We start from the raw sequence: 23,820 nt of genomic DNA, 5'->3' as shown, positions 1-23,820 counted from the left end.
GCACTAGGCCTCGGCACCGGGCCTCCGGTTGATGTCAGTATGAGGAAAGAACTCCGACCAGACGTGCCAGAACAGCCCCGCCTTCACATCCGCGAACCGCTGCAAGCTGCCGTCCGGCGTCTTGCAGAAAAGATCGATCTGCTTCACCGGTGCACCGGTGTCATTGACCCAGATGTTCAGACTCTCGAAAACCGGGTCCCACGCAATCACCAGCACCTGTCCGCCCACCTGCGCCTTCAAGATATTGCCGTTGGCGACCACGAAATCATCCGTCCAGCAGCACGCATCGTCAGCGACGGTCGCAACGGGCAAACCGGGCCGCTCTTGCTGGTGTCCTCATCCCTGGCGCGAAACCCGTAGAGGTTCTTGGTTTGGGGTAGCCAGTTCCGACCACGGGGCGCTCAACGCGGGTGGGCTAACCCGCAGTTGGCCTGGATCCGCGAGCCTCCGGATTGCTACAATTTGCAAAAACGCCTTCTGGAGCGTGCTACAAAACGTACAAAACCAGCTACAGGTGCCCGCAGACCGCACAATCCGCCCGGCGCTTGAGCTTGACCGTCCGCGTCTCCGCCGACAGCGCATCGTACAAGAGCATCCGCCCGGCCAGCCCATCGCCCGCCTTGGTGATGTCCTTCATCGCCTCAAGCGCCATCATCGTTCCGATCACCCCCGGCAGCGGCCCGGCAACCCCGGCTTCGGCGCAAGACGGGGCCAGTCCGTCTGCGGGCGCAGTCGGAAATATGCAGGCATAACACGGGGCACCGCGCACTGGATCGAACAGGCTGATCTGCCCTTCCCATTGCGAAATAGCACCTGAAATCAGAGGCTTGCCGGTTGCGACTGCCGCCCTGTTGACCAGCGCGCGCGTCCCGTAATTGTCGTTGCCGTCCAGGATCAGATCGTAATCGGCGAACAGGTCTTCGGCGATGGCGTCGGTCAGGCGTCGGTTGTATGGGCGCACCTCGATATGCGGGTTCAGGGCCTTCATCGCGATCTCGGCTGAAAACACCTTGGGCATGCCCGACCGCGCATCCGTGTGGATCACCTGCCGTTGCAGGTTCGACAAGCTGACCGTGTCGTCATCCACAACCCCGATGGTACCGATCCCGGCGCCCGCCAGATACAGCAGCGCCGGGCTGCCAAGCCCACCGGCACCGACCACCAAGACTTTGGAATCCTTCATTCTTTTTTGGCCAAGGCCGCCTATCTCGCGCATCACGATGTGGCGGGCATACCGGTCCAGTTCCACATCCGAAAAGGGCCCTGACTGCGTGGACGCAGCGGTCGAAGCAGGCGGGTCCTGAACCCGCGCCTTCACACGCCGCAAGACCTCCCCATAGGCCAGAACCAGCGCGACCGCCCCCCCAAGGATCAGCCACAAGGCCGGGGACCCGCCCGTCACCTCGCGCAATGGAGCGCCCTCGGGCAACGCTATTTGGATAGCCAATACAACAACATAAAGGATGCCGATCATCAGCCAGCGCGCTTGCGCCGGGGCCTGCATCCTGCGCCCGATCAGCCAGATCGTCAGCGCCATGGCGAATACCAGAAACACGCCTACCCCCGCCCGGTGGACCCGAAACCACCCGTGCCGCGCACAGTGTCCGACAAGGTCGCCGCCTGTTGGAACCGGGCCTGCACGACCGGCGCAACAATCGCCTGCGCAATCCGCTCGCCATGCCGGATCGTCACCGGATCCGTACCGATAACGGTCAGGAGCACCCCAAGGGGGCCACGATAATCGCTGTCGATCGTGCCCGGCGTATTGGGCAGGCTCAGCCCGTGTTTCAACGCAAGGCCAGACCGGGGACGGATCTGCATTTCGAACCCTTCAGGGATTTCCACGCGCAGGCCCGTCGGCACGATAACTCGGTGAAGCGGTTGAATTTCAATGCCTTCTTCCCGGTCCTCAGCCAGCAGGTTTGCGCGCAGATCGGCTCCCGCGGCCCCGGCGGTCTCGTAGCTGGGCAGCGGAACGCTCGGGTCGGCCCATTCTTCCCGCAGCACGCGCAAGACCGGCTGGGTCATGCCAGCGCCTCGGCAATCCGGGCCGCCAGTTTCGCAGCAACGGCATCCTTGCCCATGCGCGGCCAGACCTCGGCCCCGTCTTCGGTAATCAGGGTCACTGCGTTTTCCGAGCCGCCCATGATCCCCGTCGCGGGACTGACATCGTTGGCCACGATCCAGTCGCAGCCCTTGCGGGCGCGCTTGGCCGTCGCGTGCTCCAGAACATCGTTGGTCTCGGCGGCAAACCCGACAACCAGCCTGGGCCGTTTCTTTGCCTTGGCGATGGTCGCCAGAATGTCGGGGTTTTCTGCAAACTCCAGTGCCGGCGCCGCGCCAGAGCCATCTTTCTTCATCTTCGATGTCGCCGCATTCTCCACCCGCCAATCGGCGACGGCCGCGGCAAAGACGGCCGCATCCGCAGGCAACGCGCGCCGGACCGCCGCCAGCATGTCCTTTGCCGTTTCAACAGGATACACCGAAACGCCCTGCGGCGCGGGGACCGTGGCGGGACCGGTGACGAAACTCACTTTCGCCCCCAGATCGCGCAGGGCTTCCGCCAAAGCGGTCCCTTGTGCGCCAGAGGAACGGTTGGCGATGTAGCGCACCGGATCGATCGGTTCGTGCGTCGGGCCGGATGTCACCAGAACATGGCGGCCAGTCAGCGGTCCGTCGCGCAACGCCTCTGCAATTGCCCCGAGAATGCGATCCGGTTCGGACATGCGGCCCGGTCCGAACTCGCCGCATGCCATTTCCCCCTCATCGGGGCCGGCCACTAGCACGCCATCCGCTTTCAACACCGCCAGATTGCGCTGCGTCGCCGGGTGGTCCCACATTCGGACGTTCATCGCCGGCGCGATCAGAACCCGCTTGTCGGTCGCCATCAGAAGCGTGGAGGCCAGATCGTTCGCCAAACCGTGCGCCATCTTGGCCATCAAGTCCGCCGTCGCGGGTGCAACAACCACCAGATCGGCGGCACGGCTCAACTCGATATGGCCCATTTCGGCCTCGTCGGTCAGATCGAAGAGGTCGCGATACACCTTTTCCGCCGCCAGCGCCGAGGCTGACAACGGGGTCACGAACTCCTCGGCGGCGCGGGTCAGAACCGGCACGACCGTGCCCCCTGCCCGGCGGATCTGGCGGATCAGGTCAAGCGATTTGAAGGCCGCAATGCCGCCACCGATAATCAGGAGTACGCGTTTGCCCGCAAGCATTGTGCCATCCGAAAAAAGCCTGTCTCTCGAAGGTGTAAGCACCTGTGCGCGGGAACTCAACTGCGGAAGACGGCACAGGGATCTTCACGTTCTGCCGGAGCACTGACGATCCACGCGTCGAACTGCTCGGCATAGTCCGCGTCGGGTGCGTCTTCGAATTGCCCCAGGACGTAGGTCGAAAGCTCCGGCGCGACCGCGCTCAGGTAAACCGGAACACCCCAGTCTCGGCGTGCATGCCCGTTTCCGGTGATCAGAACGACCGGTGTGCCATACGTCTCGACCGCCCGCGCAACAGCATTGGCAAAGGCAGCGTCCCGCAACCGCTGCGCATCGACCATTCCCGGCAACATCTGCGGCGGCAGTGCGTTGCAATGCGCCTCCTGCTGCATCTCTTCGCGTGCGGTCTGCTCAGCCTCGGGCAAGGGCTGATCAAGACCGAATTGCGCCGGATCATTGCCCGTCTGTTCAAACACGGCGACCGCCCCGTCCATAACCGACTGGCGCACCAGATCGCGCGGCAACGCCGCCCCGAGCACGGCGGCGTCCGGAGCAGCTGCAAAGATCGGCCAATACATTGAAAACGCGGGCCAGCCACCGTCCGACCACCGCAGCGCAGCCTCAAGACGCGCGGCATCGGAACGGGCCTCTGGCGTCGCAGCTGCGGCCTGATCCGGTGTCAGCATCTCGAACACCAGCGCCTTAGGCATTATGGCCGCCACGGCGCGCGCCTGATTCTCGTGATGGATCGGGTTGTCATGCAATTCGCCAAGTATGACCACATCGGCAGAGGGCGGCACGTCCAGATCGCCGGCCATGACTTCGCCCGCCCCAACGGGGCGGGCAAGTATCGCCAAAATGACCGGGAGGAAGTGGGTCAGGCGAAGAATTGGCGAACCTCGGAGGACTGGTTCACAAGGCTTTTGCGCATCTTTCCGAACGCAGCGGCCTCAAGCTGGCGCACGCGCTCTTTCGACAACCCAAGCTCCTGCCCAAGGCTCTCGAGCGTCCGCGCGTCGTCGCGCAGTTTGCGTTCCCGCACGATGAACCGTTCCCGCTCGTTCAAACCGTCCATGGCCGTGACGAGCCAGCCGCGCAGCGTTTCGAGGTCGTGATCCTCTTCCACCATTTCGGCGGCCTGGGGCGATGCGTCCTCAAGCGTGTCAATCCACTCGCGGCCCTCGTCTTCCGTCGACTGGGTTGCGTTCAGCGAATAGTCCGACCCCGCAAGGCGGCCTTCCATCATCTCCACGTCGTGCAGGGGCACGCCAACTTCGGTCGCGATCATCTGGCGCAGCTGGTGCTTGTCCAGTGTCTCGCCGGAGGCAGCAGCTTCGCGCTCCAGCCGGGCCTGAACACGACGCATGTTGAAGAACAGCGACTTTTGAGAGGAGGTTGACCCGGTGCGCACCATGGACCAGTTGCGCATGACGTAATCTTGGATCGATGCCTTGATCCACCACACGGCATAGGTGGAAAAACGCACGCCGCGGTCCGGGTCGAACTTGTCGGCAGCTTTCATCAACCCAAGTCCGGCTTCCTGGATCAGGTCGTTCATCGGCGCACCATAGCGCTTGAACTTTGCCGCCATCGAGATCGCGAGCCGCATGTAAGCCGTGATCAGGCGGTGCAGCGCCTCTTCATCGCGCTCGTCGCGCCATGCATAGGCAAGTTTCAGTTCGGTTTCCGCGTCGAGCAATTCCGCTTGCATCGCACGCCGTGACAGGCTCATTTCACCCGAGTAGCCATCTAATGCCATATCAACCCCCTGCTGGAATTCGCGTCCCATTTCGTCGTTTGGCATAGGGGTTACGCGGCGAAACGTTGTCTGGATCACCCGGAATGGAAAAAAGTTTCAAAAAAGTTTTGACGGAGGGCGGTGTGTGCCCCATCTCACGGTGATTTTGGGCGGCGCAGCGTCGGGCAAGTCACGCTTCGCGGAAGCTCTGGTCACGGAGACCGACCGCGATCGCGTCTATATCGCCACGGCTCAGGCGTTTGACGCGGAAATGGCTGCCAAGATCAAAAAACACAAGTCCGACCGGGGCTCCCTCTGGCGCACATTGGAATCCCCGCTCGACCCGGCGGCCGCGCTTGCATCCGTGCGCGAAACCGAAATCGTCCTGCTGGATTGCGCAACGCTTTGGCTGTCCAACGTGATGTTGGCCGAGAAGGACTGGGAAGCGGAAGCAGATGCTTTTCTTACCACCTTGGCGGCGTGCCCGGTGCCGGTGGTTGTGGTCTCGAACGAAACCGGGATGGGCATCGTGCCGGAACACCGGCTCGGGCGCGATTTTCGCAACGCGCAAGGTGCTCTGAACCAGCGCCTTGCGGCACAGGCGGATCGCGTGGCGTTGATCGTGGCTGGCTTGCCACTGGCCCTTAAAGGCGCGTTTTGATGCAGGACTGGTACTGGGTGCGCCACGGGCCGACCCATGCGAAAACCATGATCGGCTGGACCGATCTGCCAGCGGATCTGAGCGATACCGCGCAGATCGCACGGGTGCGCGATCACTTGCCCGGCACCGCACCGCTGGTCTCGTCCGACCTCAGCCGCGCCAAAGACACCGCGGCAGCCATCGCCGGAGACAGGGTTCACGACACGATCAGCCCGACCCTGCGGGAGATCCATTTCGGCGCGTGGGAAGCCCGCAGCCATGCCGATGTAGAGGCAGAGGCCCGCGACCATATCTTCGCGTTTTGGGATCAGCCCGGCGATATCGCCCCGCCTGACGGCGAAAGTTGGAATACCCTGCGCGCCCGCGTCGACGGGTTCGTTGATAGCTGGCGCACACCCGGGCCCGTGGTCGCCGTTGCGCATCTCGGCGTGATCGTCAGCCAGATTCAACGCGCCCTGAGCCTGCCGGCACGAGAGGCCTTTGCCTACAAGATCGACAATCTTTCGGTCACGCATCTGCACCGCGACGCAGGCGACGTCTGGCATGTCAGGACGATCAATCACCATCCGTGATGGACACCTTCAAAAGCTTTGGTTTTGTTCCTGCGTTCTATGGGCCTAGGCTGCACGCATGTCCTATTCTCTCCTGATCGCTGACAGATCCTATTCTTCATGGTCGCTGCGTGGCTGGCTGTGTTTTGCCGCGTTCGATGTCCCCGTCACGGTAGAGGACACGCGCCTCTATCAGCCCGGTTTCACCGAGGATCTGAAACGCTACGCCCCCGCCAGAACCGTGCCCGCGGCGCGGATGCCCGAAGGTGGTATCCTGACCGACAGTCTTGCCATCGCCGAAGAACTCGCCACCCGACATCCAAAGGCCGGGTTCTGGCCCGAGGACCCCACCGCGCGCGCATTGGCACGGTCACTCGTCGCAGAGATGCACAGCGGGTTTTCCGCCCTGCGCGAGGCGTGCCCGATGAACCTGCGCACGGCTTATTCCGGCGTGCCGGTCAGTGACGCCGTGCAGGCCGATCTGAACCGGATCGAATTGCTCTGGGGGCTTGCACGCCAGCACGCGGCGGACGGCCCGTGGCTGTTCGGCGCCTACAGCCTTGCGGATGTGTTCTATGCGCCGGTCGCGATGCGGATCGCAGGATACAGCCTGCCGGTGTCGGAGGCCGGTGTGGCCTACATCAATGCGCATCTTGCCGAGCCGAACTTTCTGGCTTGGCGCGCCCGCGGACTGGAGGATAGCCCGCAGGAGGCGTACAGACGCGCCTATGTCCACATCGACTTCCCGGAACGCCTCATGTCGTCAGGAGCTTGAGCCCCTGCGTGACGTCCATACGCACGGACAGACGCAGGCCGGGTTCGTCGCCCGCCTTCAGCGCTGCGATGATCAGCTTGTGGTAATGCGGCGGCTCGGTCCGGCGCAGACGGCCATAGAGTTTCCGCATCGTCGGACCGAGTTGCAGCCAGACCGTCTCGGCCATGGCCAGAATGGCCGGGGCCTGCGCGCGCAGGTAGAGCGTGCGGTGAAATTCCAGATTGGTCCGCAAATATCCAACGGCATCCTCACGTGCGATGACCTGCCCAATGGAGGTCTGGATCATCTCCAGCCGCTCGATCAGGGCCATGTGCGCCCGGGGCATCGCGCGCGCCGACAACTCCGGCTCGAGCAAGGCGCGCAAAGCGGCCAGTTCCTCGATCCGGTCAGCATTTAACTCGGGCGTTGAGACCCGGCCTGAACTGGACAATGTCAGCGCACCTTCGGCCGCCAGGCGGCGCACGGCCTCGCGCGCGGGGGTCATTGATACCCCGTACTCCTTCCCGATACCGCGCAGGGTCAGCGCCTCGCCCGGTTCGAGTTCCCCGTGCATGATCCGCGTGCGCAGCGTGCGATAGACGCGGTCATGCGCGGCCTGTAGCGTCGGGCTCTGGTCCGCAGTCGGTTTCTGATTGAGAAGCATGTGCACAGGGAAGCCCGCTGCACCGCGCAGGTCAATCCCGGAAGCGATAGCGATGCAGCCCCGCGCCTTCACGCCGCAGCCAGGCCCGCGGTGCTTCGTAGTTGGGATAAAGCCGGTCCACCGTTCCCCAGAACGCAGGCGAATGGTTCATTTCCGCCAGATGCGCGACCTCGTGCGCCGCGACATATTCCAGAACTTCCGGCGGCGCCATGATCAGCCGCCATGAATACATCAGTTTGCCCTCGGAGGAACACGACCCCCAGCGCGAGCGTGTGTCCCGCAACGTAAGCGAGGCATACCGCCGCCCCAACGTTTCGGCATAGCGGGTGCTGGCGGCCTGCAGGCGATCCCGGGCATACGCTTTGAGCAAAGCCTCCACATGTGCACCGGCAGCCGGGGCCTTGCGGGGCACTTCGATCAGGTCACCGGCCAGGTCGCCGCGCCTGGCATCCGTGGGCACAACCCGCGCAAGTCGCCCTTCCACCGGCACCTGAACACCGAATCCGACCTTTTCGGAGGGGGTGTGCCGCGCCAACTGCCTTGCGATCCAGCCGGATTGGGCCTCAGCAAATGCAACCGCATCCTGCCGCGCCGCACCTTTCGGCATGGTCAGCGTCACCTGTCCGTCCAGTCGCGAAACCCGCAGCGTGAACCGCCGCGCCCGTGCCGAGACGCGCAGTAGAACGCGCAGCTTCGGGTCGCCGGGCAGTTCGATCTCGGTCATAGGCGCTGTTCCCTGCTTTTGCCCTTCGAAAGGCTTTGACATGCCCTTGCCATTGTGGCAACCGACCCCGATCTTGAGGCCCATGCCCAAGCGAGAGGATTTCTGAATGCCCAAGGAAGATTGGGGCGTCAAACGCCTGTGCCCCACAACCGGCAAGCGGTTCTATGACATGAACCGCTCCCCGATCGTCAGCCCCTACACGGGCGACGTTGTCGAAATTGAGACCGGTCGCAAGTCGACTGTCGCTTTGGCGCAATCGGCCAAAGCGTCGAAGGCCGCCGCCAAGGCCAAGCCCGACACGGATGACGACGATGACGTGATCCTGGAGGACGACACCGATGCAGATGTCGATCTCGGTGATGACGTGCTGGATGACGACGATGACAATGATGACGTCTCGCTGGATGACATCACGGATGTCGCCAGCGACAAGGACGACGACTGATTTGAACGGGCGGATCGGGCAGGAGAATCCCCTTGCATCCGCTCCGCCCCTTCCCTAAAAGCCGCGTCACGGTTCGGGGCCTTAGCTCAGCTGGGAGAGCGCCTGCATGGCATGCAGGAGGTCAGCGGTTCGATCCCGCTAGGCTCCACCAAAACCTCCGTCGTTCTCTGTTGTTCCGTCCGGACGCCGCACGGCATCGTGGCTGGCCGGGCACCAGCTTTTTGCTTGTGTAGACCAGAGGTATCGGTAAGCGTGACACCCGACATGAAGGCATACGGTTTTTCTCTGCGCGGATGCACCATCTGGTTCCTGGGCATCTTCTTTGTGATGGTCATGCTAGCGCCATCGTTGAACGCGCAGTCAACTTTCCCGATCCCGGGCGTGCCCGGCACGTCATCCGAACCCGCACCTGAGGCAGGCGCACCGCCCGACACGAACGAGGCCACCCCGTCACAAGCCGCGCAGGACCTCGCGAACATCCTGCGCGACCCCGAAGCGCGCGAGGCGCTCATTCGTGATCTTGAACGCGCAGCCACGCCGCCTGCCGTACCACCAGCACAAGCGCCAGCGGCGGAACCCGAGACCGACCCGGCCGAGATCAACATAGGCCTCACGATTCTGCGCGGGCTCCGCGAAAACGTCGTTGATGAAGTGCAAGGGTTCTTCACGAGGATGGAGCGTATCCCATACAATACGCAGCTCGCACTCAGGGCGTTCGACGGGAATTTCATCGGGCGCATCATTTCCGAATTGACCGTTATTTTTCTGGTCAGCTACGGGGTCTTTTACGCCGTCCGGTTTGCTGTCTTTCCGCTTGTCCGGATTGCTGCAAGAACCGGAAGAGAAAAGCAGTGGCTAGGCAAGCTTTGGCGACGGTCACTCGTGACGCTTCTTCAGGTTACGCCAATATTCATCGCGAGCTTCGCGACGATCTCCTATTTCGTTGCAACCAATCCTGAGGCCGAAGCCAGCCAGATGCAGGCCAACTACCTTGGCGCCTTCGTGGTGGTGGAACTCATCCGAACGGCGGTGCGGTTCTTTACATCACCCGCCACGCCAGAATTGCGCCTCTTGCCCATGCCGGATCGCGGTGCGCGCAGTTTTCAACGGTTCGCGACCATCTCGATCCTGTTTCTTGGCTATGCGCAGCTCGTTGTCGTTCCCGCGGTCTCCGAAGAAACCTCGATCTTCGTTGGTCGCGCCCTGTCATCTTTGCTGGGCAGCATAAGCGTCCTCTACGCCATAGTGGTCGTTTACCTGAAGCGCAAAGACGTGGCGGACTGGCTGCGCCAGAACGAAGGTGAAAGCGCCTTTGATCAAGCGATGGGCGCAATCGCACAACGCTGGCATGTGCCCATCCTGATCTACCTGTTCATCCTTTTTGCTATCGTCAGCACCCACACCGGCAACGTACTTTTGCCGATGCTGAACTCGACCCTCGAGTTCGCGACCATCCTGTTCCTAGGGTTCCTTGCCACGTCTTTTGCGCGCTCTGCGTCTCAACGAAGGTTGAAACTGCCCGGCTTCATCACGTCCAGCCTCCCTATGCTGGAAATGCGTGTGAACCGTCTTGTTCCAGCGTTTTTCGGGGTCATTCGCGTACTCATTGTCGTGGTGGTTGTCCTGGCGTTGATCAGCTCATTCGACTTTTTTGCGCCATACCGGATTTTCGGCAGCGATGCCGGGGCGGCCTTTCTTTCAGCGCTCTTTGGCGTGGGTGTCATTGCGGCGATCGCAATCGCGATCTATCTCAGCTTGTCATCTTGGGTGGACTATCAACTCAACCCGTTTGTCGGCGGCGCGCCTACACCCCGCACGATTACCCTGCTTACGCTGCTGCGCAACGCGCTCACCATCGTGATCGTGGTCATTGCGCTGATGCTGTCGCTCAGCCAGCTGGGGCTGGATATCGGCCCGCTCCTTGCCTCCGCCGGTGTGCTTGGCCTCGCGATTTCCTTTGGTGCGCAGAAGATGGTCGAAGACATTATCACCGGCGTGTTCATCCAGCTCGAAAACGCGATGAACGTGGGCGATGTCGTGGATGTCGGCGGCGTTGTGGGCACGGTGGAAAAACTGACCGTTCGCTCGGTCACGTTGCGCGACCTCAAGGGCGTCGTGCACATGATCCCGTTCTCGTCCGCGGCCATGATCTCGAACTACATGCGCGAGTTCTCCTACTATGTCTGCGATATGGGCGTGGCCTACCGCGAAGACATCGAAGAGGTGAAAATCGCGATGTTCGACGCGTTCGAACAGCTTCAGCAGGACGAAGAACTTTCGCGCCACATCCTCGGCGATCTGGAGTGGTTCGGCCTCAACTCGTTTGACGCCAGCGCCATCGTTCTGCGCGCGCGGATCAAGACCGTGCCGGGACAGCAATGGGGGATTGGCCGCGCCTATAACGCCAACCTCAAGGTCATCTTCGACGCGCGCGGCATCGAAATTCCGTTCCCGCACCAGACCCTCTATTTCGGCGAGGATCGCAGCGGCAACGCCCCGCCGGTTCAGGTCGTGCTCCACACGTCGGAGCCCGAAACGTCCAAGACAACCCCCGTCACGGAGCCCACGGCAAAACCAGTCGAACTGGATACGCCGCCCTCGGAGAACGACGTGCCCGATAGTCCAACGCAGGCCTAAGGGCCCGCGTCAGCCCACGGCGGAGGGGTCAAAGACACCGGCGAACTGGTCACGCAGCACGTTTTTCTGGACCTTGCCCATCGTGTTGCGCGGCAGAGCTTCCATCACCACGAGCTTCTTGGGTTGCTTGAACCGGGCCAGCTTGCCGCGCAGATCGGTCTCGATCGCGGCGGTATCCACGGCCTGTCCGGGCTCGGGCACCAGAACCGCAACCACGCTTTCCCCGAAATCCGGGTGCGGTGCGCCGATCACGGCGGATTCGAGCACACCGGGTTGGTCGTCCAGCGCCAGTTCAACCTCCTTGGGGTAGATGTTGTACCCGCCCGAGATGATCAGGTCCTTGCCGCGCCCGACGATCTGAACGTAGCCCTGATCGTCGATCAGCCCCAGATCTCCGGTAATGAAGAACCCGTCAGCCCGCAGTTCTTCGGCGGTCTTCTGGGGCATCTGCCAGTAGCCCTGAAACACGTTCGGCCCGCGCACTTCGATCATGCCGACCTCGCCCTGCGCCAGCGCGGCGCCGCTTTCGGGATCGGTGACCTTCAACTCGACGCCCGGCAAGGGGAACCCAACCGTCCCGGCCCGCCGCGCCCCGTCGTAGGGGTTTGAGGTGTTCATGTTGGTTTCCGTCATCCCGTAGCGCTCAAGAATCCGGTGTCCTGTCCGCGCCTCGAAGAGGCGGTGGGTCTCGGCCAGCAGCGGGGCCGAGCCGGACACGAACAGCCGCATATGCGCCGTCAGATCCCGGTCGAAACGCGGGTCGTCCAGAAGTCGCGTGTAGAAGGTCGGCACCCCCATCATCGCGGTGGCTTCTGGCAAACGGGCAATCACTGTATCGGTGTCGAACTTCGGCAGGAAAATCATGGCACCGCCGGCCAACAGCATGATGTTGGTGGCGACGAACAGACCGTGCGTATGGAAGATCGGCAACGCATGCAGCAACACATCTTCAGGCGTGAACCGCCAATGCTCCACCAGCACCTCGGCATTGGACAGCAGGTTTCCCTGGCTCAGCATCGCGCCTTTTGACCGCCCCGTCGTGCCGGATGTGTACAGGAATGCAGCCAGGTCATCGGTGCTCCGCGCAACTGTCGGGAACACCTCCGGCATGGCGATGGCCACGGTCGCGAAGCTTCCGTCACCATTGGCATCCAAAGTCATCAGCCGGGCATCATGCGATGTCGCGACCGGCGTCAGCGCCTCAAGGTTGCGGGGGTCGCACAGAACCAGTTTCGCGCCGGAGTTCCCGATGAAATACTCAAGCTCTGCGGGTGTGTATGCCGTGTTCAAGGGCAGGAAAATCACCCCCGATTGCACGCAGGCGGCATAGACCGCCAAAGCCTCGGGGGACTTTGCGATCTGCACGGCCACCCGATCCCCCGGCGCAACCCCGGCGGCCTTGATGGCATGGGCAAATCGCGCCGTCAGCTTCAGAAACGCATCGTGGGTCAGCACGGACCCGTCCGGCAGGTACAGAAAAGCCGTCTGTTTGCCGGAATGGCGTCCGAACAGTGAATCAAACAAGGGGTTTACCATCGAAATCCTCCTTCACGTCTTGCTCACGAGGGGCGCCGCCTTGCGCGCCAGCGTTGTCACCTCCTTGGAGGCCGCAACCTCCCCCCGGCTGACAAACGCCTCGTGATTGTCGGACACACGGTCCAGATCATACAGATAATTGACCATCATCCCGCCGGACTGGCGCAGCCCGTTTTCTGATGTATCCGCCGCTGCATGGACTTGATGGACAAGCGCACCATTGCCCAGATGGAACCGGGCCACCGGATCGCGCGGACGCCCCGCGCGCGCCTTTTCCCCGATCAGGTAGTGCGCCACCAGAGCGCGCTGCGCATCGGCCTCCTCGGGCCATGTGACCTGTGCCTCCGACACCCATTTCATCAACCCGGGGATAGGCGACAGGGTCACAAACCGCCCGAGGTTCGGCAGGTCCCGCGCAAGATCGCGGGCAACCTGCTTGATCAGGGAATTGCCGAAACTGATCCCGGCAAGCCCTTCCTGGCAGTTGGAAATAGAATAGAAGACCGCCGTATCGGCATCGCGGCCCGCCAGTTGGTCGCGATCATCCGACAACAGCCCCTGTACCGAACCCGGCACGCCCTTGGTCAGCGCCACTTCGACAAAAATCAACGGCTCGTCCGGCATGGAAGGGTGGAAGAACGCAAAACACCGCCGGTCATCTGGTTCAAGTCTGGCGCGCAAGTCAGACCAGCTGTCGATTGCATGCACGGCCTCATAGGCGATGATCTTTTCCAGAATATGCGCAGGGCTTTCCCAGGTGATTGGTCGCAGCACCAGAAACCCGCGATTGAACCAGCTTCGAAACAGGTGCCGCATGTCGGTATCCAAGCGCGCCAGCGCCGGCCAGTCAGGCAAAAGGGCCAGCAATTCGGCTCGCAGGCCCACCAACCGCGCCGTCGCCCCCGGCACCTGGTTCAGGCGCCGGATCAGCTCCTGCCGGGGTGGTTCGGCAACCGCCATCAGGTTGCGGTATTCCAACGGATCACGCGTCTCCACGTAAGACTGCAACCGTGTCATCAGGGTCGGCACGTCGAGGTCCAGTTCATCCGTGAGAAAGGCAAACCAGGCCTCCCGCTCGGACGTCTCCGCGACCTCGTACCGGTCCAGCAAGGCGCGCGCCAGCGCACCGCCCGACACCTCCCCCGAGTTGGACAGCAAGGCCTGCGACAGCTCCACGAGGGACCGCCCGTCCGGGGCCCCGGGGCGATAGCGCCGTTCAAAAACCGTGCCGAGAAGATCCGCCATCAAGCTCATGACCGTGGCCCCATGACTGTGTCAGGCAACCATGTCGCAATGCCCGGAAAGAAGCACAAGAGCAGGATCGCAATGACCATGCAGGCCACAAACGGCAAGGAGCCTTTCAGGATTGTCTTCAGTTTGATGTCCGGTGCGATCCCGTTGATGACATACAGGTTGAGTCCCACAGGTGGGGAGATCAGGCCGATCTCCATGTTGATCGTCAGGATCACGGCAAACCAGATCGGATCGAAATCCGCAGCGATGATGATCGGCAGCAGGATCGGCGCCGCCATCAGGATCACGGCGACCGGCGGCAGGAAGAACCCGGCAATCAGCAGGAAGATATTGACCGCGAACATCAGCACCCAGCGGTTCACATCCAGCGTCCCGATCCACTCGGCAATCGCCTGCGTGATGAAAAGAGAGCTGAGCATATAGCTGAACACACCCGCTGCCCCGATGATGAACAGGATCATCACAGACTCCTTGGTGCTGTCGCGCAGGATGTGCCACAGCTTTTGCGGGGACCAGAGCTTGTAGATGATCACGGCAATCAGCAAGCACATCAGCGCGCCCACAGCCGCCGTCTCGGACGGGGTCGCGATGCCGCCGTACATGGCGTAGAGCACCCCGATGATGATGACGATGAACGGGACCACGCGGGGCAGGATCTCGAACTTCTGCTTCCACGTGTAGACGGTCTTGGTCAGAACCTGCGCGTTGCCCGACGCCCAAGTGGAATAGAGCGACCAGGCCATGAACAGTCCGACCAGCATCAGCCCCGGAAAGACGCCCGCCAGAAACAGCCGCCCGATAGAGGTTTCCGTGGCGATCCCGTAGACAATCATCGTAACGGATGGGGGGATCAGGATGCCCAGCGTGCCGCCCGCTGCGATAGAGCCGGACGCGACCTCGTCAGAATAGCCACGCTTGCGCATCTCGGGGATGCCCATCTTGCCGATGGCCGCGCAGGTCGCGGGGCTGGAGCCAGACATTGCCGAAAACAGTGCACATGCCCCGAGGTTGGAGATAACCAGACCGCCGGGAACGCGGGTCAACCAGCGCTCCAGCGCCTCATAGAGGTCCGCGCCTGCCCGGGTTGAGGCGATCGAAGCGCCCATTATGATGAACATGGGGATCGACAGCAGTGCAAAATTGTTGAGCTTGCCGAAGAAAATCTCGGGCATCAGTTCCAGCGACCGCATGCCGTCGAAGATGACCAGGAACCCGGCGGAAACGATCAGCAGTCCAACGGCCACCGACACGCCGGAGAACAGCACGAGGATGGTTCCGACGGCGACCAGCGCGCCAAGTGAAAGCGGATCCATTACGCGTCCTCCTCAGGCAGGCTGAACGGCGTGTCGATCCTCAGGACCACGGCGACCAGATCGGCAATCAGTTGCAGCATCAGCAGACCGAAACCGACCGGCAGGACCAGATATGGCACCCACAACTTGGGCCCCCAGACCGTGTCGGACCTCCAGCCGCGCTCCCATGCGAAGTGCCAGTATTCAAAGCCGTAGAACAACATCACACCGATGATCGCGATGGAGATCGACAAGGTGAACATGGCCGCCACCCGGCGCAGGCCCTTGGGCATCATCAGCGGGATCAGGTCGACGTTCACGTGCCCGCGCAGGTACTGCACATAGGGCAGACCGATCAGCGTAGCGCCCACGGCCAGATAGATGACCGCTTCGGTTTGCCAGACGGTCGAGCCGTTCAGCACGAACCGGACGAAGATCATCTGACAGGTCAGGATCACGGCGGCGACGATCATTGCCGCGGATATCCAACCCGCAAGTGTAGAGAGCGCAGCCACGGCCTTCAGGAACGGATTGTTCCCGGTCCGGGCCACGGCGACGGAACTTTGCCCAGCCATGGAAACCTCAGGTTTTGATGTGGTCTTCGGGGACGGGACCGGCGCACCCGCAAGGGGCAGACGCGCCGGTCAGTGTTTCATGCCGCGGTGTCGATCACTCGACCGCCAGCGCCTTTTCAAGCAGTTCCGCACCGCCGGGGGTGTCTTCGATGAACTGCGCGTAGGAGGTTTCCTGCGCCAGCGCACGCCATGCGTTGAACTCTTCCTGCGTCATGGACGCGATCTCGACGCCCGCCTTAGCGAAGACCTCGGCAGAGGCGGCGTCCTGCTTCTTGGCTTCTTCCAGATAGAACGCCTCGGCCTTCGCCGCACCGGCCATCAGCGCTTCCTGCTGCTCGGCGCTCAGGCCCTCAAAGGTGGATTTGTTCATCAAAAGCGGCTGATACATGAACCAAAGTGCAAAATCCGCAGCCGGAGTGTAGCACGCGACCTGTTCGTAGATGCGGAACGACACGAAGGACGAGGACGACGTGTTCGCTGCGTTCAGAACGCCGGTCTGCATCGCGTTGTAAATCTCACCCGACCCCATCGATGCGATGGAGGCACCCGCGCCTGCCAGCATCTGTTCGAAAGCCTTTCCGGCTGCGCGCGTCTGCAGGCCCTGCACGTCCTCGGGGGAGGTGATGCACTTGTCCTTGCCTGCAAATCCACCTGCCAGATAGCCATGCACCAGAACCATCACGTCGTCTTCGGCCATCTTGGCTTCGATCTCTTCCATGAACGGGCTTTCGTTCAAGCGTGCAGCGTGGTCGTGGTTCTTCACCAGCCCCGGCATCAGGGTCAGGTTGAAAGCGGGCTGCTGGCCGCCTGCATAGCTGAGCGGGAACACCGTCATATCGAGCTGACCGCGCGACAGGGGCTTGTATTGCTCGCGTGCCTTGAACAGCGAGCCCGAGGGGTAGATTTTGATGTCCAGCCCGACGTCGGCTGCGGCCACTTCGTCAGCGACGATCTGTGCAACCTGGTGGCGGATATCGGCCGTCGACCACTGGTGCGACAAACGCAGTTCCTGCGCGCTGACGGCACCAGCCACACCCAAAGAAACCGCCGCAACGACGGCGAACAAAGACGTTTTCATTTGATTCCTCCCAAAACTGCCGCACTTAGTATGTCGGCTATGCTGACAAGGTTAGGCAGATTGCACGCCATGTCAACAGAATTGTATACAATTTAAACGCTATTGCATTTAGAGGTTATCTGCGGGAAGGTGCTGACATGCAAAACCGCCGCGCTGACACAATTGCAGAAGACTTGGAGCAGATGATCCTGACAGGTCAGTTCAATGACGGCGACAGGTTGAACGAGATCAAGCTGTCAGAGCATTTCGGCGTCTCGCGCACGCCGATCCGGGAGGCTTTTCACAAACTCTCCATGGCAGGGCTGGTCGAGCAAATTCCGCGGCGCGGCGTCTTCGTGCGCCACCCGGGACCGGTCGAACTGCTGTCGCTGTTCGAATACATGGCCGAGTTGGAAGCCGCCTGCGCGCGACTGGCAGCGGCCCGCATCACCGATGCCGCCCTCGCGGAGCTCAAGCTGGCGAACGAAACGTGCGAGGCGGCAGTTACCTCAAGTGACAGCGATGCCTATTACCGCGAAAACGAGCGGTTTCACCGCCTGATCTATGCCCAGGCCGGCAATGCCTTTCTTGAAGCAGATGTGCGCAGGCTGCAAAAACGTCTGCGGCCCTTTCGGAAAATGCAATTGCAACTCAGGGGGCGCCTGGCCCAATCGATGGAGGAGCATCACCGCATCCTCGACGCGCTTGAAGCCGGGGACGCGGACGGTGTGGCCCATCTCTTGCGCGATCATGTGGCCGTGCAGGGTGAGAAGTTTCACCATTTGCTGGCCGGGCTGAAATCGGTCGCCGAATAAGATCGCGCGACAAAGGCCGCGCTGATCCAGAACTGCGGTGCGTCTTTCGCACAATTAACCTCGAATTCTACTTTTAGCCTCATTCTCGCGCGAAATTCCGCGTATAGCTCAGGCTCTATTGCGTCACCGCAGACGCCTATTTACGAGTTTTGTGAGTCCCATGCCCGAACTGTTCACCGATTCAATCATCGCGCGCGTCCTCGAAGACGCGGCCCGGGCGGAGCGCATCGACTTCGCCTTCGCCCGCGCGATCGCCGAGGCCTTTCCGGATGCGTCCGGCCTGTCGCTGGTGTTTGCCCTGACCTCCGCAGCGAACGGTCTAGAGGATTTCGCCCCGGACAGCCGTGTCCCCGCGCTCTACCGGCTTGCAGCGATGGTATCCGCCGACCTTTTCGCGTTTGAGATGCGCGGCGACCCGATGCCCGATGGGCGGGTCCTCGCGGCGCTCTGGGCGGACGAGGCCCCCTAGGCCGCCGCCTCTGCCGCAGCGCGGATATTGGCGATGTTGTCGCCATAGGGCGCCGGGTTCTGTACCGATCCGCCCTTGAAAACTGCCGATCCCGCAACCAGAACATCCGCGCCAGCAGCGGACACCAGTGGCGCCGTCTCGGGCGTCACCCCACCGTCGATCTCGATATGGATCGGACGTTCGCCGATCATCTGGCGCAGCGCTGTGACCTTCTCGATCTGGCTATGGATGAACTTCTGTCCTCCGAAGCCGGGGGTCACGGTCATAACGCAGACAAGGTCGATCATGTCGAGCAGGTGCGCAACCGCGTCGATCCCGGTGCCCGGGTTCAGCGCCAGACCCGCCTTGGCCCCGGCCCCCCGGATCGCCTGCAGCGTCCGGTGAATGTGCGGCCCGGCTTCCAGATGCGCGGTGATCACGTCTGCGCCCGCGCCCGCGAACGCCTCGATATACGGATCGACCGGCGCGATCATCAGGTGCACATCCATTATGCCCTTGATATGCGGGCGAATGGCTTTGCAGGTCTCGGGGCCGAACGTGATATTAGGTACGAAATGCCCGTCCATCACGTCCACATGGACCCAGTCCGCGCCCTGCGCCTCGACCGCGGCACATTCCGCACCGAAGTTGGCGAAATCCGAGGCGAGGATCGACGGCGCGATCTTGATGGAACGGTCAAAGCTCATGGCGCAGGCTCCTGTGTGGATTGGCCGTCCCTTTAGCCTGCACGGGCCGGGGGTGCAATTGCTCTGGCCCCCGGGCGCGGCGCGTGATCTGCTCAGACCGCAAATCGGAGGATCATGATGAGCTTGACCTACTGGCTGGCCCTTGGGGCCGTCGCCCTCGGCGGCGCGGGGATCGCCACGCAGGCCCCCATAAATGCAACGCTGGCCCGGCAAACGGCCGATCCGGTTTCGGCGGCCGCGATTTCCTTCGGGGTCGGATTTGTCGTGCTCAGTGCGATCGTGCTGGCCCGCGGCACGGTCCCCAGCCTGTCAGCGCTGGCGCCGTTGCCGTGGTGGGCATGGACCGGTGGCGCGCTCGGCGCCATCTATGTCTGGGCTGCCGCCTGGAGCGTCGACAAGATCGGCGTGGTCAGCTTGGTCGCGGCACTGGTGTTCGGCCAGTTGCTTGCGGCGCTGGTCCTCGATGCCATGGGCGCGTTTGGCATGGCCTCACGTGAGATCACGCCGCAGCGCATCGGAGCGGTGATGCTTGTGGCCGCGGGCCTTGTTCTGTCGCGGTTCTGACGATCTGACCCGGCGGCGCGCTTGCGCGGACCGCGCGCCCGTGTCAGCCTGCGACCCGCACGACCAAGGGAGCCCCGCGTGAGCGCTGCGAAATCCTCCGCCAGAAAACCAACGGCAAAAACCGCACCGGAACCTGCCCCATCGGTGGTTGGCCTGCCGCAGACAACGAACGCCAGAAACCCCGGCGGCGCATTCGATCTGTCCTGGGTCGAAGCGATGACCGCGAACACCTCCGCGATCGAACGGCGGACAGCAACCCTGCCCGGCCGCCGCAGTCTCAAGAAGGATTGGCAAGCCGCGTGGTTGCTGAAGGCGGTCACGATGATCGACCTGACCACTTTGTCCGGCGACGATACGGAAGGGCGTGTGAAACGCCTGTGTGCAAAGGCCCGGCAGCCGGTATCCCCTGCGATCCTGGAGGCCCTCGGCATGCCACCGATCACGACCGGCGCAGTCTGCGTCTACCACGAAATGGTGCCCACGGCAGTGGAGGCCTCGCAGGGCACCGGCATTCCGGTCGCCGCCGTATCGACCGGCTTTCCGGCTGGGCTCAGCCCGTTCAAGCTGCGGGTCAAGGAAATCCGCGAAAGCGTCAAGGCCGGGGCCGAAGAGATCGACATCGTCATCTCCCGCCGTCACGTGTTGCAAGGGAACTGGCGCGCGCTCTACGATGAGGTCAAAGCGTTCCGCGAAGCCTGTGGCGCGGCGCACCTGAAGGCCATCCTTGCCACCGGCGAACTGGGCACGTTGCGCAACGTCGCGAAAGCTTCGATCGTGGCGATGATGGCGGGAGCCGATTTCATCAAGACCTCCACCGGGAAGGAAAGCGTCAACGCGACCCTGCCCGTCAGCCTCGTGATGATCCGTACGATCCGCGAGTATTTCGAGATCACCGGCCACCGCGTTGGCTACAAACCCGCAGGCGGGATTTCCAAAGCGAAAGATGCGCTGGTCTATCTGATGTTGCTGAACGAGGAATTGGGTCCGCGCTGGCTATACCCCGATCTATTTCGTTTCGGCGCATCGTCGTTGCTCGGCGATATCGAACGCCAGTTGGACCATCACGTGAGCGGCGCGTATTCGACCTCCTACCGGCACGCGCTTGGCTAGGTCGGAGGTCAGGTATTTGAGCACAAAAGAAACCAGGAGGGCGGGCATGGGTGTCAAAGAAATTTTCGAAGCTCCGGACTATGGCCCTGCGCCTGAAGACGACAGCGCGGCGCGGGCTTGGTTGGCCGGGCACAGGGCCGCGTTCGGGCATTTCATCGGCGGTGCGTTTGCCGCGCCCCGCGCGGATTTCGAAACGCGAAACCCTGCGCGGGCAGAGACACTTGCGACGCTGAGCCAGGGCACAGCGGAGGATGTGGATGCTGCCGTTTCGGCGGCGCGGCGCGCGCAGCCCCGGTGGGCGAAACTGCCCGGACATCGGCGGGCAAAGGTGCTGTATGCGCTCGCGAGGCTCTTGCAGAAACATGCCCGGCTCTTTGCGACACTGGAAACGCTGGACACCGGCAAGCCCATTCGGGAAAGCCGCGACATCGATATCCCGCTGGCGCAGCGGCATTTCTATTACCACGCCGGGCTGGCGCAGCTTATGGACAGCGCCCTGCCGGACCGCGCGCCGCATGGCGTGTGCGCTCAGGTGATCCCGTGGAACTTCCCGCTCCTGATGCTGGCCTGGAAGGTCGCACCGGCGCTGGCTGCGGGCAACACCGTGGTGCTGAAACCCGCGGAATGGACCCCGCTGACCGCCCTGCTTTTTGCGGAGCTGTCGGTGCAGGCGGGCCTGCCCAAAGGCGTGCTGAACATCGTCACCGGCAATGGCGAAACAGGGGCGGCCCTGGTCGCACACCCTGGCGTGGACAAGGTGGCCTTCACCGGCTCCACCCAGGTGGGCCGCGAGATCCGCCGTGTGACAGCGGGCTCTGGCAAGGCGCTCACGCTGGAGTTGGGCGGCAAATCCCCCTACATCGTGTTCGAGGATGCGGATCTCGACTCGGCGGTCGAGGGACTGGTTGATGCGATCTGGTTCAACCAGGGTCAGGTCTGCTGTGCCGGATCACGGCTATTGGTCCAGGAGGGTGTCGCCGACCGGTTCGAGAAAAAGCTGCGCGCCCGCATGGCCGGACTGCGCGTGGGCGACCCGATGGACAAATGCATCGATGTCGGCGCGATGATCGACCCGGTGCAGCTGGACCGGGTGGCCAGCATGGTCACTGACACTGCCGGAACCATTCACACGGCCCCCGCAGCCCTGCCAGAGACAGGCTGTTACTACCCACCGACGCTGATCACGGGTCTTTCCCCCGCCGATCCACTGATGAAGGACGAGATTTTCGGGCCCGTACTGGTTTCCACCACCTTCCGCACCCCGGCAGAGGCCGTTGAGGTCGCCAACAACACCCGCTACGGCCTTGCCGCCAGCATCTGGACGGAGAACGTGAACACCGCCCTCGACATTGCGCCAAGACTTGCCGCGGGCGTTGTGTGGGTGAACGGCACGAACATGTTCGATGCGGCCGCCGGATTTGGCGGAGTTCGCGACAGCGGCTTTGGCCGCGAAGGCGGGTGGGAAGGCCTGCGCGCCTATACCAAACCCGCAAGCGCCCCCGGGCCGGCGCTGAAACCGATCAAACCTGAACCTGCACCGAAAGAGGCCGAATTGGACGGCGGAGTGGACCGCACCGCCAAGATGTATATCGGCGGCAAGCAGGCGCGGCCCGACGGGGGGTATTCCACGGCAATCTGGTCCCCGCGTGGCCGGTTGCTGGGCCACGCGCCGATCGGCAACCGCAAGGACATCCGCAACGCGGTGGAGGCCGCAACAGCCGCGAAAGGATGGGGCACGACCACGGCGCATCTGCGCGCCCAGATCCTCTACTACATTGCCGAAAACCTCAGCGCCCGTCACGACGAGTTCACCGAGCGTCTGCGCGGGCTGACGGGTGTGCAGGCCCGCACGGCTGCGGCAGAGGTCGAGGCGTCCATCGCGCGCCTCTTTACCTGGGCCGCCTGGGCCGACAAGTACGACGGAGCCGCCAAGTCGGTGCCGATGCGCGGCGTGGCGCTGGCCATGCACGAACCCGTCGGCGTCATAGGCGCGCTGTGCCCGGATGATGCGCCGCTGCTGGGTCTTGTCACGATCATGGGCGCGGCGCTGGCCATGGGCAATCGCGTGGTGCTGGTGCCCTCGGAACCGGCCCCGCTTGCGGCCACGGATTTCTACCAGGTGCTCGACACCTCGGACGTACCCGCGGGTGTGGTCAACATCGTGCCGGGGTGCCACAACGATCTTGCGGGCCCACTCGCTTCGCATCTGGGCGTGGACGCTGTCTGGTCATTTTCTTCCAGCCCCCTGTCGGCACAGATCGAGGAAGCCTCCGCCGGGAACCTCAAGCGCAGCTGGGTGAATTACGGCCGGTCCCATGACTGGGCAGGGGTGGAAAGGGACGCGCGGACATGGCTTGAGGCCGCAACGGAAATCAAGACAATCTGGGTGCCTTACGGCGCGTGATCATGCGCTTTTCTTGCCGCGCACCCAGTCCAGTGCGCGCCCGATCCGGCCGAGAAACGTGTTCGGGCGGACATTCTCGCGCCCCCATGAAATCGCAATCTCATCCATGACCGGCTCGATCCTGTCCTCTTCGAACCGGCTCCACCAACGCCAGATGCGCAGGGCGATCAGCGCCAGAACAGCAAAGAAGGCAATGTTGAACCACGGAATTATGGTCGGGTCGGGCGTGTCCACAACGCGCAGGCTCGTTGCATTTGGGAAGATGGAAAAGAAATTCGACCGCCAGCCATAGTTCCGGATGACCACCCATTGCGGATCGGAACTGGGCGATACCAGATCCTTGGCACGCGCGTTCAGATCACTGGAATCAAACTTGAAATAAAATGGCCAGCCCCAGCTGGTGTCCTCGTTCCGGTAAACGATCTCACGTCCATTGGTCTTGACCGCATCGATGAACCGCACGTCCCGGCTATCCACATCCGGCGCGCCACTGTCGGGACGGGACCAGAAAATCCGATTGTTGGCAGTGAAATCCACGCGGCGTTCATAGGCGTCCACGATCCGCACCACGTCATGGCTGGGCAGCACGTAATGCAGAAAGCCACCGATCAGCAGGATCAGCACCAGTTTGAAACCCCAACGCAGATACGTCATTGCCATGTCCTTTCG

Annotated in this window: 25 protein-coding genes and 1 tRNA gene; 11 read left to right on the top strand and 15 right to left on the bottom strand. The window is 62.6% G+C overall.

The genetic code is table 11. The features are described from left to right. Positions 1-3: 3 nt before the first annotated feature. The 6 genes from ACP15N_RS08115 to ACP15N_RS08090 form a co-directional block, all read right to left on the bottom strand. Complete coding sequence (locus ACP15N_RS08115; protein WP_425091735.1) at positions 4-312, bottom strand: hypothetical protein; 309 nt, start codon at positions 310-312, stop codon at positions 4-6. Positions 313-508: 196 nt separating this feature from the next. After that, positions 509-1,555 carry a HesA/MoeB/ThiF family protein gene (locus tag ACP15N_RS08110; RefSeq protein WP_425091734.1) on the bottom strand — a complete coding sequence of 349 codons (1,047 nt, stop codon included), beginning with the start codon at positions 1,553-1,555 and terminating at the stop codon, positions 509-511. A 2-nt stretch (positions 1,556-1,557) separates the two neighbouring features. Next, on the bottom strand, positions 1,558-2,028 hold the full coding sequence (gene dut, locus ACP15N_RS08105; RefSeq protein WP_425091733.1) for a dUTP diphosphatase: 471 nt from the start codon (positions 2,026-2,028) through the stop codon (positions 1,558-1,560). Beyond that, positions 2,025-3,218, bottom strand: coding sequence for a bifunctional phosphopantothenoylcysteine decarboxylase/phosphopantothenate--cysteine ligase CoaBC (gene coaBC, locus ACP15N_RS08100; RefSeq protein WP_425091732.1), 1,194 nt, complete (start codon positions 3,216-3,218; stop codon positions 2,025-2,027). The genes dut and coaBC overlap by 4 nt, the downstream gene beginning before the upstream one ends. Before the next feature lie 56 nt (positions 3,219-3,274). Next, positions 3,275-4,033 carry a ChaN family lipoprotein gene (locus ACP15N_RS08095; RefSeq protein ID WP_425091731.1) on the bottom strand — a complete coding sequence of 253 codons (759 nt, stop codon included), beginning with the start codon at positions 4,031-4,033 and terminating at the stop codon, positions 3,275-3,277. Between the two features lie 59 nt (positions 4,034-4,092). Then, positions 4,093-4,974 (bottom strand): RNA polymerase factor sigma-32, encoded by an 882-nt coding sequence (locus tag ACP15N_RS08090; RefSeq protein WP_425091730.1) that lies wholly within the window; start codon positions 4,972-4,974, stop codon positions 4,093-4,095. Between the two features lie 124 nt (positions 4,975-5,098). On the opposite strand from ACP15N_RS08090, the gene cobU reads away from it, so the two are divergent. From cobU to ACP15N_RS08075, 3 genes are read left to right on the top strand one after another with little or no spacing between them, the layout of a single operon-like run. Continuing rightward, positions 5,099-5,614 (top strand): bifunctional adenosylcobinamide kinase/adenosylcobinamide-phosphate guanylyltransferase, encoded by a 516-nt coding sequence (gene cobU / locus ACP15N_RS08085; protein ID WP_425091729.1) that lies wholly within the window; start codon positions 5,099-5,101, stop codon positions 5,612-5,614. Then, positions 5,614-6,186 carry a histidine phosphatase family protein gene (locus tag ACP15N_RS08080; protein ID WP_425091728.1) on the top strand — a complete coding sequence of 191 codons (573 nt, stop codon included), beginning with the start codon at positions 5,614-5,616 and terminating at the stop codon, positions 6,184-6,186. Before cobU ends, ACP15N_RS08080 begins: the two co-directional genes overlap by 1 nt. A 58-nt stretch (positions 6,187-6,244) precedes the next feature. Continuing rightward, the gene (locus ACP15N_RS08075; protein WP_425091727.1) at positions 6,245-6,940 is read left to right on the top strand and encodes a glutathione S-transferase; all 696 of its coding nucleotides are present in this window, start codon (positions 6,245-6,247) and stop codon (positions 6,938-6,940) included. On the opposite strand, the gene ACP15N_RS08070 is transcribed toward ACP15N_RS08075, so the two are convergent. Both ACP15N_RS08070 and ACP15N_RS08065 read right to left on the bottom strand, forming a co-directional pair. After that, entirely contained in the window at positions 6,921-7,583 is a 663-nt protein-coding gene (locus ACP15N_RS08070; protein WP_425091726.1) for a GntR family transcriptional regulator, read from the bottom strand. The two genes, ACP15N_RS08075 and ACP15N_RS08070, sit on opposite strands and share 20 nt — an antisense overlap. Before the next feature lie 31 nt (positions 7,584-7,614). Beyond that, on the bottom strand, positions 7,615-8,391 hold the full coding sequence (locus ACP15N_RS08065; RefSeq protein WP_425091725.1) for a M48 family metallopeptidase: 777 nt from the start codon (positions 8,389-8,391) through the stop codon (positions 7,615-7,617). A 22-nt stretch (positions 8,392-8,413) separates the two neighbouring features. Here ACP15N_RS08065 and ACP15N_RS08060 point away from each other — a divergent pair, with 22 nt between their 5' ends. From ACP15N_RS08060 to ACP15N_RS08050, 3 genes are all read left to right on the top strand, one after another. Next, positions 8,414-8,752 (top strand): TIGR02300 family protein, encoded by a 339-nt coding sequence (locus ACP15N_RS08060; protein ID WP_425091724.1) that lies wholly within the window; start codon positions 8,414-8,416, stop codon positions 8,750-8,752. 75 nt (positions 8,753-8,827) lie between these two features. Then, positions 8,828-8,903, top strand: a tRNA-Ala gene (locus ACP15N_RS08055). Between the two features lie 113 nt (positions 8,904-9,016). Next, positions 9,017-11,389: a mechanosensitive ion channel domain-containing protein gene (locus tag ACP15N_RS08050; protein ID WP_425091723.1), complete on the top strand. Its 2,373-nt coding sequence runs from the start codon at positions 9,017-9,019 to the stop codon at positions 11,387-11,389. Positions 11,390-11,398: 9 nt separating this feature from the next. Here ACP15N_RS08050 and ACP15N_RS08045 read toward each other — a convergent pair whose 3' ends face one another. The 5 genes from ACP15N_RS08045 to dctP form a co-directional block, all read right to left on the bottom strand. Then, positions 11,399-12,925: a malonate--CoA ligase gene (locus tag ACP15N_RS08045; protein ID WP_425091722.1), complete on the bottom strand. Its 1,527-nt coding sequence runs from the start codon at positions 12,923-12,925 to the stop codon at positions 11,399-11,401. 12 nt (positions 12,926-12,937) lie between these two features. Next, complete coding sequence (locus ACP15N_RS08040; protein ID WP_425091721.1) at positions 12,938-14,179, bottom strand: malonyl-CoA decarboxylase; 1,242 nt, start codon at positions 14,177-14,179, stop codon at positions 12,938-12,940. After that, entirely contained in the window at positions 14,176-15,492 is a 1,317-nt protein-coding gene (locus tag ACP15N_RS08035) for a TRAP transporter large permease (protein ID WP_425091720.1), read from the bottom strand. Before ACP15N_RS08035 ends, ACP15N_RS08040 begins: the two co-directional genes overlap by 4 nt. Further along, complete coding sequence (locus tag ACP15N_RS08030; protein WP_425091719.1) at positions 15,492-16,046, bottom strand: TRAP transporter small permease subunit; 555 nt, start codon at positions 16,044-16,046, stop codon at positions 15,492-15,494. The genes ACP15N_RS08035 and ACP15N_RS08030 overlap by 1 nt, the downstream gene beginning before the upstream one ends. 94 nt (positions 16,047-16,140) lie before the next feature. After that, positions 16,141-17,124, bottom strand: coding sequence for a TRAP transporter substrate-binding protein DctP (gene dctP, locus ACP15N_RS08025; RefSeq protein ID WP_425091718.1), 984 nt, complete (start codon positions 17,122-17,124; stop codon positions 16,141-16,143). A 137-nt stretch (positions 17,125-17,261) separates the two neighbouring features. Here dctP and ACP15N_RS08020 point away from each other — a divergent pair, with 137 nt between their 5' ends. Next, entirely contained in the window at positions 17,262-17,918 is a 657-nt protein-coding gene (locus ACP15N_RS08020) for a GntR family transcriptional regulator (protein WP_425091717.1), read from the top strand. 160 nt (positions 17,919-18,078) lie between these two features. Next, positions 18,079-18,387 (top strand): hypothetical protein, encoded by a 309-nt coding sequence (locus ACP15N_RS08015; protein WP_425091716.1) that lies wholly within the window; start codon positions 18,079-18,081, stop codon positions 18,385-18,387. Here ACP15N_RS08015 and rpe read toward each other — a convergent pair. After that, entirely contained in the window at positions 18,384-19,073 is a 690-nt protein-coding gene (gene rpe / locus ACP15N_RS08010; RefSeq protein WP_425091715.1) for a ribulose-phosphate 3-epimerase, read from the bottom strand. The genes ACP15N_RS08015 and rpe overlap by 4 nt on opposite strands. A gap of 117 nt (positions 19,074-19,190) precedes the next feature. On the opposite strand from rpe, the gene ACP15N_RS08005 reads away from it, so the two are divergent. The 3 genes from ACP15N_RS08005 (at position 19,191) to ACP15N_RS07995 (ending at position 23,151) form a co-directional block, all read left to right on the top strand. After that, the gene (locus tag ACP15N_RS08005) at positions 19,191-19,637 is read left to right on the top strand and encodes a DMT family transporter (protein ID WP_425091714.1); all 447 of its coding nucleotides are present in this window, start codon (positions 19,191-19,193) and stop codon (positions 19,635-19,637) included. Positions 19,638-19,781: 144 nt separating this feature from the next. Continuing rightward, the gene (deoC, locus tag ACP15N_RS08000) at positions 19,782-20,747 is read left to right on the top strand and encodes a deoxyribose-phosphate aldolase (RefSeq protein WP_425092110.1); all 966 of its coding nucleotides are present in this window, start codon (positions 19,782-19,784) and stop codon (positions 20,745-20,747) included. Positions 20,748-20,793: 46 nt separating this feature from the next. Continuing rightward, complete coding sequence (locus ACP15N_RS07995) at positions 20,794-23,151, top strand: aldehyde dehydrogenase family protein (protein WP_425091713.1); 2,358 nt, start codon at positions 20,794-20,796, stop codon at positions 23,149-23,151. On the opposite strand, the gene ACP15N_RS07990 is transcribed toward ACP15N_RS07995, so the two are convergent. Next, positions 23,152-23,805: a DUF1523 family protein gene (locus tag ACP15N_RS07990; protein WP_425091712.1), complete on the bottom strand. Its 654-nt coding sequence runs from the start codon at positions 23,803-23,805 to the stop codon at positions 23,152-23,154. Positions 23,806-23,820 lie beyond the last annotated feature (15 nt).

Source organism: Tropicimonas sp. S265A (assembly GCF_049800835.1).
Lineage (GTDB): Bacteria > Pseudomonadota > Alphaproteobacteria > Rhodobacterales > Rhodobacteraceae > Dinoroseobacter.
This window is presented reverse-complemented; position numbering and strand designations above follow the sequence as displayed.